This window comes from Timaviella obliquedivisa GSE-PSE-MK23-08B, from assembly GCA_019358855.1.
In the GTDB taxonomy this organism is placed as follows: Bacteria; Cyanobacteriota; Cyanobacteriia; order Elainellales; family Elainellaceae; genus Timaviella; species Timaviella obliquedivisa.
Map to the genome: position 1 here is coordinate 192575 of JAHHII010000004.1, position 13632 is coordinate 206206.

Sequence of the window (13632 nt, forward strand, 5' to 3'; positions counted from 1 at the left end):
AATCTCGAAGTGGGCTAGACGTGCGATCGATTGAGTTTAGAACCAAGAGATCTCTAAATTCAATCGAATTAACCCAACATTATACGGATGCGCATTATAAAGATGCGCTTTGCGGCTGCAAGTCCAGACCCAGCACTTGGGTATAAGCCCCCCGCGCCTGAGTCACCCCAATTGTACGATCTGCTGACTCAATCATGGGACGACGGAGACTTACAACAATAAATTGTGCCTGTTGAGCTTGATGTCTGATCATTTTAGCTAATCGTTCTACGTTTGCTCCATCCAGAAACATATCGACCTCGTCGAAGGCGTAAAACGGCGAAGGACGGTAGCGTTGTAGCGCAAAAATAAAGCTGAGTGCTGTCAGCGATTTTTCACCACCTGACATGGAAGCCAGACGACGAACAGGCTTACCTTTGGGGTGAGCAACTAAGTTTAGGCCGCTGCCAAACGGATCTTGGGGATCATCAAGTTGCAAGTAGCCATCGCCATCAGATAGTTCGGCAAAGATGCCCTGAAAGTTGATGTTGACGGCATCGAAGGCTTCTTTAAAGGCTTTTTGGCGAAGGGTTGTGAAGTTTTCGATGCGGAGCAATAGCTCGGTGCGTTCTTCGTCGAGGGTTTCTAGCTTTTGGGTGAGTTCTTCCAGACGGGTTTGGGTGCGATCGTATTCTTCCAGCGCCATCATATTGACGGGTTCCATTGCCTGCAAACGCTTTTGCAGCGATCGCAATTCCTGCTGTAGTTGCTCTAGTCCCAAGTCTTCTGGAATTTCGGGCAATGGGTCAGGTAACTCTACCCGCTTCGCCTCAATTTGAGCTTCCAGCGTGATCAATTCTTCGCGGCGGGCTTGCTGAGTTTCGATCAGCTTTTGACGCTGCCACTCGACTTGCTGTTGCGAGGTTTGATAATCGCGCAGCAACCGTTCAGCGCGATCGCGGGCTTGCTTCTCGGCGGCTAAGGTTTGTTCTAAGGTTGCTAAGGAAGTTCGATTCTGGGCAATTTGATCCATTAAGACCGTCTGCTGTTGGCTGAGGGTCGCCTGCTGATCTAACTGGGCGGTTTGCTGAGTGCCATATTCTTGAACTCGCTGCTGGAATAGCTCAATTTTTTCTTGAATCCGCAGCCGTTGATTGTCCAAATCTTTTAACCGTTGCTCAGCAGTTTGCAGTGTCAGTTGGCGATCGTTCAACTGCGCTTCTTTCTCACGGATGCTGTTCTGAATCTGTTGCCATTCGCTTTGGGCATAGGATTGCTCTAGGGCTGCTAATGCCTGTCGCTGGTTTTGCAGATGGGTTTCCCGCTGGGGCAGATCGTTCTCCAGAATTTGCAGACGCTCCTGAGCCGTCGTCAACTCTTGCGTGTTCTGCGACAACTGCGCCCGAATATGTCCTTCCTGCGCCACCTGAGTCGCAATTTGATTTTGAATCTGCTCAGCTTGAAGTTGAATTTCTCGGTGCTGTTGGCGCGAATCGTTGAATGCCTGTGAGTTTTCTCTAACTTTGTCAACAGCTTGGGCGATCGCCTCTTGGCAGCGCCTCAAAATTCGATCAAGTTCTTGAAGCCGTTCCCGTAAGGCGATCGCCTCTAAGGATTCCGTAGGCTCCACGCGCCCAAAGTGTAAGGAACTCTGCCGCGAAGAACTGCCCCCAGTCATTGCCCCGCTAGTTTCTAGAAGCTCTCCATCTATCGTCACAATACGATATTGCCCCATTTCCTGCCGCGCTTGCTGTAAGGTGGAGAAAATCACGGTACTGCCGAAAACGTAGGCAAAGACTTGCAAGTAGCGATCGTCGCATTCAATCAAGTTGCGAGCATAGTCGATAAACCCCTCTGGGCGATTCCAAGCGGCGATCGGTGAGAAATGGGGTGCTTTGATTTTATTGAGCGGTAGGAACGTGGCTCGTCCTGCCCGTCTTTGTTTCAATAGGTCGATCGCCCTTGCCCCAACGCCGTCATCATCTACTACCAAATTTGCCAGCCGTGCCCCTGCCGCAATCTCTAGCGCCAGTTGATATTGTGGCTCTACCCGCCCCAACTGCGCCACCAACCCACAGATGCCCTCTAGCTTTGCCTTATGCAGCACCTCAATGATTCCCGTGCCCTGGGTTTCCTGAATTGCTTGGGCTTGCGCCTCTAGTTTGTCTAGCTGCCGCTGCTTGTCGCGTTGTTCGTTGATCAGTCGGTCTTGGGTTTCTTGCTGTACCCTCAGGTCTTGCTCGGCTTGGGCGAACGACTGCTGTGCCGTTTCGGTGCGCTTCTGTGCGCCCCGCAGGTCTGCCGACTGTTGATTATGCTGGGTTTGCTTCGTGGTTATCCCTTCTGCAATGCTTGCTAAAGCACCACTGTGTTCCTGGATTTTCAGCCGCAGCTGCTCTACCCGCTCCTGCAATCTTGCCTGCTCGGTACGCTGAGGCTCAAGAGTCTTCAATAACGCCTCAATTTGATGACGGAGAACAGCCTGCTCCTGAATCCAGGCATCAGAAGCCGCCGCTACAGCCGTCGAATCTTCCCGACTTCGATCCAAGGCTCTCTTCGCTTCGTCTCGCTCTCGCCTAAAAATCGACAGTTCTTTTATTTCTAAATTTTGATGCTCTTGTCCCAACTTTTCTAGGGCTTGCGTTTGTTCCTGAATTTCCTGCTGAGTCTGAGCGATCGCCCCTGCCGCTGCTCTCTCCGCTGTTGCCAATTCTTGCTGCTGCCGCTGCAACTGCCGTAGCTCTGCCTCGCGCGTTGCCAGGGTTGCCTGAATCGCCAACTGTTCATCTTCACCTAAGGCTTTGACGTGGGCATTCAACCGCTCTAGTTCAGCCGTTGCTAATTGAATTTCAACCACAAGCACCTGAAGTTGCTCATTAAGGCTAGTTTGAGAGCGATCGCCCTCCTCCAATTGCCCCACCAGTTTTTTTGCCTGCCGCTCCTGGGCTTTCCAACCTAGAATCGCTTCCCATTGGCTCTTGTTCTCTAGCTCTGCTCGGAGGCGCTGATACTTCTCAGCCTTGATGCGATCTTGCGCCAGGCGATCGCGCTGCACCATCAGTTCCCGCTCAACAATTCGGAATTTTTCTTCTCGTTCTTTAACCGCGTCTAGCTTTTCCTTCGCCTGCCTAATCTTGCGATCGAACGCTCCTACACCTGCCAGCTCATCAATAATTTCTCGCCGTTCCCGTGGGTTCATAGAAATAATACTGGTCACGTCTCCCTGCAAAACGACGTTGTAGCCTTCAGGGTAAATGCGCAGCTTATGCAATTGCTCATGTAAATCGGTCAAGGTACAGGGCAACCCATTGATGGCATAGCTCGAAGTATAAGAACCCTGCTGGGTAACCCGTAGTTTTCGAGTCACGACCCATTCATTTAGCACAGGTAGGGGGGCAACATGACCGCTGCCTAGATGACCATTTTCAGGGCGATCGCTCTCGAAAGGATGCTCCGTAGACTGATTTACAGACAGATCTGCCTCCAACCCTTCCTCTTCGAGGTCATCTCGTATCCAGTCTTCTTCATCTAAGGCAAACGTCGCCGTCACGCTGGCTTCTACAATCGATCGCCCTCGTCCTGCCTGGGTTTGATTGACAAGATCTGGCAATCGCTCTGCCCGCATCCCTTTAGAGCTAGAAAGACCTAAGCAGAACAGTAGGGCATCTAAAATATTTGACTTTCCTGACCCGTTAGGACCAGAAATGACAGTAAACCCTGGCAGCAAAGGCACACCCGTTGTGCCACCAAAGGACTTAAAGTTTGTGAGTTCGACGCGCTTAATGTACACTCGTCAGCCTAATCAGTTTGGTACAAAAATACTATAAATTCCAATATTGATCAACAACATGGGATCATTACCCCGGAATCATATCTGCAAAATTGAAAATTGGCTTGAAACTCTAAAAAGGATTACCACGAGAGAAGCTGCCAGCAGACTATCAACAGGCATTTCAAGTTACGTCTGCTGTTGTGGATGGCTAGTGTTATGGATGACTAAATTAAATTGCTGACTAGTCTAATAGGTTCCTCTGTGCTTTCAGACACAAGCCTTGTCTGGGTAAAAAAACCATAATAGGAGCAGCAATGTGAGGCTAAGAAATGTGAGGCTGAGAAAATCGCAAGCACCCAAGTGAAACGGAAGCTCCGCTACTTCTATTTACGATTCATCCGCTTAAAAGCCACCCCAGAACACCTGGCGCGTGGGTTCGCCATTGGTGTGTTTTGGGGAATGTTCCCTTTGCCTGGAGTGCAAATGCTGACTGCTATTGTAACGGCAGCAGTTTTGCGCGGGAGTAAGGTGGCGGCGATCGCTGGAACTTGGCTGGGTAACCCACTGACGACGCTTCCGCTAACCGCTTTAAACTTCCACGTGGGGCAAACACTGCTAGGACGAACTTGGACTGCTCCTCCTCAAGAAATCTATACCGTTGATGGATTTTTACAGCTAGGAAGAGCCGCGATCGGGGCATACCTTGTAGGATGCTTAACGACAGGCATTGTCGGTGGATTGGGTAGCTACATTCTGGGCATTCCTCTCGTGACCTTCTTTCAGAAACGGGCAAGCGAACAGCGCAGCAAAAAACGCGCAAAGTGACGGTTATCACTTCTTTCATCGCAACAAGAAGTATAAAATAGCACTAACGTCATACTGGACAGTAGCAACCGCCATGAAAGCAAGTGGTATCTCAGGCAAAAAATACCCCGACCCCAGAAACGTCAGCCTCATTCAAAAGCAACAAATCCAGTTGCAGATTTGTTATAAACCGCTGAGGGCTAACCCTTTTACAACCTACCGCGATGAAACCGGACGCTGGGTTGTGGTGAGACAGGCTTAAGATTTTAAGGTATCTTCAGGTTCTAGTAATCCTGCTGAAACCGTCCTACTTTTGTTCCAGGATAGTACTTTCCTAAAATTTGTTGATAGGTAAAACCTTGCTCTGCCAAGCTCAAGGCACCAAGCTGGCTCATTCCTTGTCCCTGAAAAGCTTCCGACACAATGTCTTCTGATGCAGCATACAACGATTCAACGACCTCGCCTTTGTAGCTGACATACTCTCCCGCAGTCGCATCGACGGCTTGGTTAGTGGCACTTGCTTCGCGGGCAATACCGCTGTAGACCTGATAGTACTCGGTTGAGCCTAAGTCAAACAGTGAGCTAATGGGCTTGAAGTGATAGGTGAGAGCATAGGAACGAGCAGCGATCGCCTGTGCCTTGAGCGCATCGGCTTCCCAATCGGGCGAGACTTCGCTGGCAACAACGCTGTAGAGATATTGGCGAAGGTTCACCAGATTTACAGCCCAAAGCTTGCCAGCGTCATTGACAATTACAAATCTGCCTCGGTAAGTGCGATCGCCTAGGGTGATATTTCCTCCAGATGAAGGCTCAATTCTCACCGCAAAGGGCAACGATTGACCATCTAACTGAATGCCGTCCCCACTGGGCTGGAGAGAATAAGCCCCAGAAAGCTCTTGAATTTGGCGACCCGTCTGAGCGTCAATTAAGACTGCTCCTTGGGTGAGGGTCAGAGACAAAGCCAGAACGCCTTGGGCGATCGCCACCCGCATTTCCACTAAACCATCGACTGAAGCTGCCCCCGCTCCAGCAAGCTCTTGCTTTGCCGCTTCGTTCAAGGCTTTTTCTTCAGATGTCAGGGCATTAGGATCAACGGCTACGGCTGAGCTAGGGGAAGGGGTGTAACTTTGGCTAGGGCTTGCAGTTGGCGCCGTCAGGGGCGATGGGAGAACCGCGATCGGGGTAGGCAGCGTTGGGACGGCAGGCGTTGTACTGGAGGGCGAAACGATAGGTGCAGTGAGAGACGTGGCGTTTGGCGTTCTTTGCCTCCACAAGATGCCGCCGATCGCCAAGATTGCCAAGAGCGAAGCGGCTAACCAGATTCGTTGTTTAAAGAACAGAAGTATGCTTTGTCTGGTCATATGACTCAGTAATTGCTCAGTAATTGCTCAGTAATTCCGCAAGATTTTTGTAGAAGCAGTCTTCGTATTGACAGGAGTACTTTGTAATTCCTTCAAATTTCTATGGAAGGGAAGTCGAAATGTAACAGTTTGCAACATATAATGTAATCCTAGTAAACACAAGTATTTCAGAGGGTAGTGACGTTAATGCGAGTTGCGATCGCTGGAGGCGGGCTGGCGGGTTTATCCTGTGCTAAGTATCTTACAGATGCCGGACACACCCCCATTGTCTTAGAGAGTAGGGATGTCTTAGGGGGCTTAGTTGCTGCCTGGAAAGACGAAGATGGCGACTGGTATGAAACGGGTCTACATGCTTTCTTTGGAGCGTATCCTAATATGCTCCAGTTGTTCAAAGAGCTAGGCATTGAGGATCGGCTTCAGTGGAAAGAACACACCCTCATTTTTAACCAACCCGAAAAGCCCGGCACCCTCTCTCGGTTCGATGTTCCTGATATTCCGGCTCCTGTCAACGTCATCATGTCGATTATTCGGAACAACGACATGCTGACCTGGGAACAAAAAATTCGATTTGCGATCGGGCTATTACCGGCGATCGTTCGAGGTCAAAAGTACGTCGAAAACATGGATCAGTACTCCCTGCTGGAGTGGCTGCGGCTGCAAGGCGTGGATGAGCGCGTCAACAGCGATATTTTTATTGCTGCTTCCAAAGCTTTAACGTTTATCAATCCTGATGAAGTCTCTGCCACTATTCCCCTAACCGCTATTAACCGCTTCATGCAAGAGCGCTATGGCTCTAAAATTGCTTTCCTGGACGGTTCTCCGACCGAGCGATTGTGCGAACCTCTAGTGGAATATATTAGCGATCGCGGTGGCGAAGTGCGGATTAGCTCCCCTCTTAAAGAAATTGTTTTGAACAATGACGGCACTGTCAAGCATTTCTTACTGCGTGGACTGAACGGCGCACCCGATGAAGTTTTGACGGCAGACCTTTACGTTTCGGCAATGTCGGTTGATGTCATGAAAGTGCTGATGCCGAAGCCCTGGCAAGAGATGGAGTTTTTTGAGAAGCTCAACGGTTTAGAGGGCGTTCCGGTGATCAATTTGCACTTGTGGTTCGATCGCAAACTATCAAGTATCGATCAGCTTTTGTTCTCTCGTTCAGACTTGCTCAGCGTCTATGCCGACATGAGCAACACCTGCCGAGAGTACGAAAATCCTGATCGCTCGATGCTAGAACTCGTTTTAGCCCCAGCCAAAGATTGGATCGATCGCTCCGACGAAGATATTGTCAGCGCCACGATGAAGGAACTAGAAAAACTTTTTCCTGATCATTTAGGCGGTGAGAATCCGGCAAAGCTGCTAAAGTCGAAAGTGGTCAAAACTCCGCGATCGGTCTACAAAGCGACTCCGGGGCGACAGGCTTGCCGTCCAACTCAAGCAACGCCCATTGCCAACTTCTATTTGGCAGGCAGTTATACGATGCAGCGCTACCTAGGAAGTATGGAAGGTGCAGTCCTTTCTGGTAAGCTTGCGGCACAAGCGATTACTGAACAGCCTGTCATTCCTCCTGCTGTTCCGCCTGTGAAGGATTTACAAACGGCGTAGTCCGGCTGTGATTTCTTGCGATTTTCTGTGATTAGGGCTGCGATCGCTCGATACTGTTTCCTTAGAGTCCCATCTAAGTAGATACTGGAGAGCGTGGCGAACAGCCCAGTCACCTGAAGTTAACCCCCAGTCTGCAATGTAATGCTGCAATTGCCTGAATCTCCCCGCGTCATGACTCTTGTGCCCTTGGAGGAAGCTTACGAACTTTGCCGTCAAGTGACCGCAGAGTACGCCAAAACGTTTTATTTAGGAACTCGGCTCATGTCTGCGGAGAAGCGTCGAGCTATCTGGGCAATCTATGTCTGGTGTCGCCGCACCGATGAATTAGTCGATGGTGCCCAAGCGGCGACCACCACCGATGCAACCCTCGATCACTGGGAACGTAACCTGGAGTCGATTTTTGCGGGGCATCCCGTAGACGATGCAGACGTGGCGCTAGTCGATACCTTAGAGCGATTTCCCATCGACATCCAACCCTTCCGCGACATGATTGCGGGACAGCGTATGGATTTATACCGGAGCCGCTACGAAACTTTTGAGGAGCTAGAGCTTTACTGTTATCGCGTGGCGGGTACAGTCGGCTTAATGTCTACCTCGGTAATGGGTATTGATACGAGTTTAGGGAGTGCTCCCTGGAGTCGGGCGCAGCCGCAGCCTAACCCGGCACCGGAAGCGATCGCTCTGGGCATTGCCAATCAACTGACCAACATCCTCCGAGATGTGGGCGAAGATGCACGGCGCGGCAGAATTTACTTGCCTTTAGAAGATTTAGAGCGGTTTAACTACACCGAAAAAGACCTGATTAAGGGTGTGGTAGACGATCGCTGGCGATCGATCATGCGGTTTCAAATTCAACGAGCCCGTAAGTTTTACGCTGAAGCTGAAAAAGGCATTAGCCAGCTTAGTCCTGACGCGCGTTTCCCAGTTTGGTCGGCGCTGCTGCTCTACAGCCAAATTTTAGATGCGATCGAGCGCAATCAGTACGATGTATTCCGCAAACGAGCTTTTGTACCCAAGTGGCAAAAGTTTTTGAGTTTGCCGATCGCCCGGTTGCGAGCAGATGTGTTGTAGTAAATCATCAATCATTGACGACGGCGCTGCTCTAAACTTCAGCGGTGCTTGCGATAGACTTGATAAATGCCTACAGAAAATGTTTTAAGAACCCATCCAATAATGGAAACCCATGAGTTGAGGCAGTTAGTTAAAGAAAGCGTGCGGGAGGTTCTCCGTGAAGAACGGTTGCGCCTCTGCCAAATTCTTATTCCCTGGGTTAGTGATAAAGAAATGCAGGGAATTCAAGCTAAGTTAGGCGATGCTCTTAACGACAGCCAAACTGAATATATCAATATGACAAATTGGGTCAGGAATGGAGATTGTCCTCAGTAAAACCGCTGTGAAGTTTCTTGAAAAAATTTCTGCCAAGGAAACTGAAAAGATTCGAGAAAAGCTAGCTTTTCTTTTGCAAGTAATTGAAAGAGAAGGCATTATTCCGTCTAATGTAATTGGATATTAAAACCTTAAAAGGCGATTGGAAAGGTTATTTAAGGATGCGTGTTGGTAAAGTTCGGATAGTCTTCACGGTCAATTCTGATCTCGATCGAGTTGAAGTTTACGACATTGATTTTAGAGGCAATGTCTACAAGTCTCTGAAACTCTGTACAGAGGAAAATTACGTTGCGCTCTAGAAGATACCTGTCCTCTAAAGCTGTCCCCGCGCTTTTACCTGCAAATAGCGATCGACCAATCGATCAGTAATTTGGTGAGCGGGCGCATCTAAAATCAACACGCCTTTTTGCTCCAGCGTTGCTAATGCAATTTGCCGCTGAGCCAGTAAATCTAGGGCGACGGCACGGGTGTAGAGGGTGTCTATGTCTGGGGCGATCGCATTTGCCTGAACATCTACTTGGGGGTCGCGCAAAGTGACGCAAAAGGGCAGGTAGCGGGGTGTCAGCCGTGTCATTGCCAGGAGTAGATCGGCAGAGGCAGTTTGGTCGATGATGTCGGTGAGCAGGACAACGAGGGCGCGTCGGGTTTGCTGTTGGTTGACGGTCGTGACTGCACCAATGTAGTCAGGCTCCATTAAAACGGGCTGGATGGGGGTCAGGCGTTCGATCAGTTTGGGTAGATGGGCTTGTCCGCGTTCGGGCGGAATCCAGGCGTGCATTTGCCGATCGAACACGCCCATGCCGACGCGATCGCCCCGACTCAATCCAGCTAGAGCTAGTGATAATGCCGCATTTAGCCCCCAATCAAACCGGGCTAGCCCCTTGACTTGAGCGGTCATTAGCCGTCCGCGATCGAGCAAAATAATCAGGGTTTGCTCTTGCTCGGGTTCTAACACCCGCAGCAAAAGCCGACTTCGCCGAGCCGTAGCTTTCCAGTCAATTAGCCGAGGATCATCGCCTGTGCTGTATTCGCGCAGTTCAGCAAATTCTGTGCCTGTGCCGAGCCGTTTTGCCTGTTTGAGGTTGCCTGTCGTTTGGAGAGAAAGACGGATAGAGAGCGATCGTAGCCCAATCAAATCGGGATAAACCGCTACAGTCTCATTTTGGGGCACTTTCCAGTTGCGCCATCCCAAGCCCCAGGCTCCTAGCTGTCGTATTTGGATAGCCCCCCAGTTGTATTCGCCTCGCTGGGCTGGAAAAACTTTGTAAGTCAGGAGTTCTTGCGTCTGAGGCGGCAGGGTGACTTTTAGAACTTCGGGAGTCGTGGTGAATGCTTGGGGCGAGTAATCGCGGATTTGTAAGATCGCGGTAGTCTTACCCGATTCTACGGTGAGATGCACCGGATTATCTCGACCAATGGAAAGACGGGATAAGGACTGACGGGATACCTTAATACGCTGCACCCGCTGGCTATCTAGAATTGTCAAGCCCAAGAGGATTAGATCCCAGGTCAAAGTCAGCGCCAAACTGGGCATAGAATTATTGCTTAACAGCGCTATCGTTAACCCGCCAACTGTACTCACTAGTAATCCTTGATAAACCCGACTCGAAGGAATCATGCATTACCCTTGTAAAAACTTTGCCATTCTAACAACGGCTGTCTCTAGAATCTTCGGTTCATGGACGAGCGCAAACCGCACGTAGCCCTTTCCCGATTTGCCAAAGCCTGTACCCGGAGAAACGGCAACGCCTGTAGCTTCGACTAGCTCCGAACAGAAGTGAATGAAGTTAGTGAAAGAGTGATCCCCATATTTTGACTACAAGGGTTTAGTATGCAAGTCTTACAAAACCTTAGAGTTCTCTCTAGAATAATCTTGTATATTATGTTGATGTAGTATTTTAATCAAGAATTCTAGAGCTTTTACTGAGTATATATGCTGCGTAAAAACACGAGTGGAAGACAGCACTCTACTAGTGCACCTTGGCTTGGGCTTGAAAGATATTTACCTGAAATTTTGGCTATATTGATTTCAACTATGATCGGTATTTGCTATGGCTTAATTACGTTGCATTTCACCGATAACCAGTTTGATGCTACTACTTATGGTTTGTTCATTTCAGTCATTTTATCTTGCTTGACGCTACTCATTCAGCAAGTAAGAAGAGTTCCTCGTATTCAAGATATCTTACAAAGGATTCAACTTCAACAGGTTGAATTGAAAAGACTCATTGATGTTCTAAGCCTGGATGGGAATAGAGTTCATGAACTTAGGACACATCTATCATTTCTTAATGGTGCTATTAAAGCCGTAGGCTCTGATGTTCTAGATAGCTATCTCGAAAGCATTAAGAAAACTGAGCATGGATTTGCCGTTGATGGTTCATTTTGGGCTTTAAAGAGTTACGAAAAACTATGGAGGTTCCTCGTCGCCGAGCAAAAAAAAATAGGTTCTGATCCCGATAAATGTTTAATCGCAAGAATTACGCATACAAACGATATAAATTTATGGATCCCTGAAAAGGAAATGAGATCTCGTGCTCTGCTGAGATATCAGAAGGAATTCATTGAAGCAGGCGGAAAAATTGTGAGAATTCTGATTGGCTCAGCAAAAGACATACGTCATCTAGAAGCAGAGGACTATAGACATGCTAAAAGGCTTATGGAAGAGAGTGGCGTAGAAGTGAAATATATTCCAAAAATGGGAGAGGATTACTCCTATGATTTTATGTGGATCTCTAACAAGGATTATGTAGTTAAATGGTACTCTGGCGTGGGCGGACAAGCTCTGGATAAGTGTGAAATTCTTGACCAAGTTGATGAAACGATTATTGATATGTGGCGTTCACTGGCAGACAGAGCGGAGCATGAAGATAGCAAGATTTGGTCAATACCACCGGGAAGGTCGATTGACCAATATGAAGATGAGAGAGAACTTTTGGATCAGTACAGCCAAGACTCAATATGAAGTTTTCTTTTCCTGCCCTAATTGACTAAGTAACATCGATCTGCCCCCTCAACCTCTTGGCCAAAGTGGGAAAGGAGCCTTAAACTCAAATCAATCTTAGATTAAAGTTTCAAAGCCCCTCTCCAATGAGCAGGGCTGATCTATTGATTAGAGGAAAACCTCATAACCCGCATTCTTGGGTTTGAGCTTATATGGGTGTCTACCGATACTCAACAGAAGGATAAGGAGCAGAGGTATTTTCCTTCTTTCAATAGATCAGCCCTGCTCTCCAATGAGGGGTCTGAGGAAGAGGATGGGAAGATTTATCAGTCAACCGACTTTCTAAATTCCTGTCCAGATTCTCCTGCCCTGGCTTCTCCCTGATCCATATCAGCAAACACATTGGACTGCACAAGTTGGAGGCGCTGGGCAAACTGGAGCATAGTGACCTGATTTTACAAAAGCGGAGGTTTCAGTAGAATAGATTGATAGACTGCTCGATCAGCATAGGCTTAAGCAGGTAAATGAGTTGTCAAAAAGCTGCCAAGTTTGTCCTTATTCAAGGCTCCTTCTGAAGCTGCGAGGAGTTCTCCAGCTTTAATCAGGCGAAGAGCAGGAACGCCTTCTACTTGATATTTGGCGACGGTTTCAGGGTTAGGATCAATTTCCATTTTAACAATCTTGAGGCGATCGCCATATTCTGCCGCCGCCCAATCTACAGAAGGAGCCATCAGGCGGCAAGGACCACACCAAGAAGCCCAAAAATAAACCAAAACGGGTGGGTTAGCGCTGAGTACCTCGTTAGTGAACTCGGCATCGGTGATAGTCAGCACTTTACTCATGGTTAAAATTAGGACAAAAATTACTACCTCCTAGTTTAAAGCAGAAGCCCCCCGGCTCTTAAAAAAGTCGGAGGGCTTTGATGTGAGATTGAGGTTTAAATTCTGAAATCCAAAATTGCTAGAGTTGGTCAAGCTGCCGCTTCAAATCTTCTAATTCGGCATCCACAACCGCATCTTTGGGCGCAGCAGGTGTACTAGTTGTCGATGCACCAGATGCACCCGCAGTCGCACCCGCAGGCAGCGCTTGGTTAGAGGAAGATGAACCCGTCAAAAGCTGTGCTTTCATAGCTTCTAGCTCGTCATCCACATCCCCACCCGACTCTAATGCTGCAAACTGGCTTTCCAAATCAGCTCCTGCAATTTCAGCCGCTGCTTGTCCACGGGCTTCCATTTGCAAGACTTTTTCTTCCATGCGCTCGAACGCACCCATTGCCGTACTAGTGCCCAATGCGCCAACAGCCGACTGAAGCTGTTCATTAGCTTTAGCGGCTTGCGCTCTGGCTTTGAGCATATCTTTCTTGGTCTTTGCCTCAGAAATCTTGCTTTCTAAACCTATTAAGTTGCGCTTGAGGGTATCGACTGTGCCAGATTGTTGGTCAAGCTGGGCTTTGATGGCAGCAGCGGTTTCCGACTGAACTTTTTTGCGGCTAAGGGCTTCTCGTGCCAGGTTCTCGTCGCCTTTTTGGAGGGCTAACTGCGCCCGTTGTTGCCAGTTGTTTGCTTCGGTTTGCGCTTGGTTTGACTGCTGCTGCATTCGCTTTTGACTGGCGATCGCGCTGGCAACTGCCATCCGCAATTGCACCAAGTCTTCCTGCATATCAATAATGGCTTGATCGAGAATTTTGGCTGGATCTTCAGCAGCACTGACGGCAGCGTTAAGATTCGATCGGACGACGCGGCTAACACGGTCAAATAATCCCATGACTATCTTCCTTTTAA

The 13632-nt window shown here is 48.8% G+C and carries 11 protein-coding genes; 6 read left to right on the plus strand and 5 right to left on the minus strand.

The window, feature by feature from the left end:
• Positions 1-94: 94 nt before the first annotated feature.
• Positions 95-3769: a chromosome segregation protein SMC gene (gene smc / locus KME11_09265; protein MBW4515400.1), complete on the minus strand. Its 3675-nt coding sequence runs from the start codon at positions 3767-3769 to the stop codon at positions 95-97.
• Between the two features lie 342 nt (positions 3770-4111).
• Here smc and KME11_09270 point away from each other — a divergent pair, with 342 nt between their 5' ends.
• Both KME11_09270 and KME11_09275 read left to right on the plus strand, forming a co-directional pair.
• Positions 4112-4576, plus strand: a complete 465-nt coding sequence (locus KME11_09270) for a DUF2062 domain-containing protein (GenBank protein ID MBW4515401.1) — start codon at positions 4112-4114, stop codon at positions 4574-4576.
• A gap of 73 nt (positions 4577-4649) precedes the next feature.
• The gene (locus KME11_09275) at positions 4650-4817 is read left to right on the plus strand and encodes a hypothetical protein (GenBank protein ID MBW4515402.1); all 168 of its coding nucleotides are present in this window, start codon (positions 4650-4652) and stop codon (positions 4815-4817) included.
• Positions 4818-4839: 22 nt separating this feature from the next.
• Here the strand turns inward: KME11_09275 and KME11_09280 are convergent, their stop codons facing one another.
• Positions 4840-5916, minus strand: coding sequence for a SpoIID/LytB domain-containing protein (locus KME11_09280; protein MBW4515403.1), 1077 nt, complete (start codon positions 5914-5916; stop codon positions 4840-4842).
• A 186-nt stretch (positions 5917-6102) separates the two neighbouring features.
• Here KME11_09280 and pds point away from each other — a divergent pair, with 186 nt between their 5' ends.
• The 3 genes from pds (at position 6103) to KME11_09295 (ending at position 8907) form a co-directional block, all read left to right on the plus strand.
• Entirely contained in the window at positions 6103-7521 is a 1419-nt protein-coding gene (pds, locus tag KME11_09285; GenBank protein MBW4515404.1) for a 15-cis-phytoene desaturase, read from the plus strand.
• 141 nt (positions 7522-7662) lie between these two features.
• Positions 7663-8592 (plus strand): phytoene synthase, encoded by a 930-nt coding sequence (locus tag KME11_09290; GenBank protein ID MBW4515405.1) that lies wholly within the window; start codon positions 7663-7665, stop codon positions 8590-8592.
• Between the two features lie 102 nt (positions 8593-8694).
• On the plus strand, positions 8695-8907 hold the full coding sequence (locus KME11_09295; GenBank protein ID MBW4515406.1) for a hypothetical protein: 213 nt from the start codon (positions 8695-8697) through the stop codon (positions 8905-8907).
• A 313-nt stretch (positions 8908-9220) separates the two neighbouring features.
• Here the strand turns inward: KME11_09295 and KME11_09300 are convergent, their stop codons facing one another.
• Entirely contained in the window at positions 9221-10525 is a 1305-nt protein-coding gene (locus tag KME11_09300) for a DUF58 domain-containing protein (protein MBW4515407.1), read from the minus strand.
• 315 nt (positions 10526-10840) lie between these two features.
• Between KME11_09300 and KME11_09305 the strand changes: the two genes are divergently transcribed.
• Entirely contained in the window at positions 10841-11872 is a 1032-nt protein-coding gene (locus tag KME11_09305) for a hypothetical protein (GenBank protein ID MBW4515408.1), read from the plus strand.
• 491 nt (positions 11873-12363) lie between these two features.
• Here the strand turns inward: KME11_09305 and KME11_09310 are convergent, their stop codons facing one another.
• Complete coding sequence (locus KME11_09310) at positions 12364-12693, minus strand: thioredoxin (GenBank protein ID MBW4515409.1); 330 nt, start codon at positions 12691-12693, stop codon at positions 12364-12366.
• 118 nt (positions 12694-12811) lie between these two features.
• Positions 12812-13615 (minus strand): PspA/IM30 family protein, encoded by an 804-nt coding sequence (locus KME11_09315; GenBank protein MBW4515410.1) that lies wholly within the window; start codon positions 13613-13615, stop codon positions 12812-12814.
• Between the last annotated feature and the right edge of the window lie 17 nt (positions 13616-13632).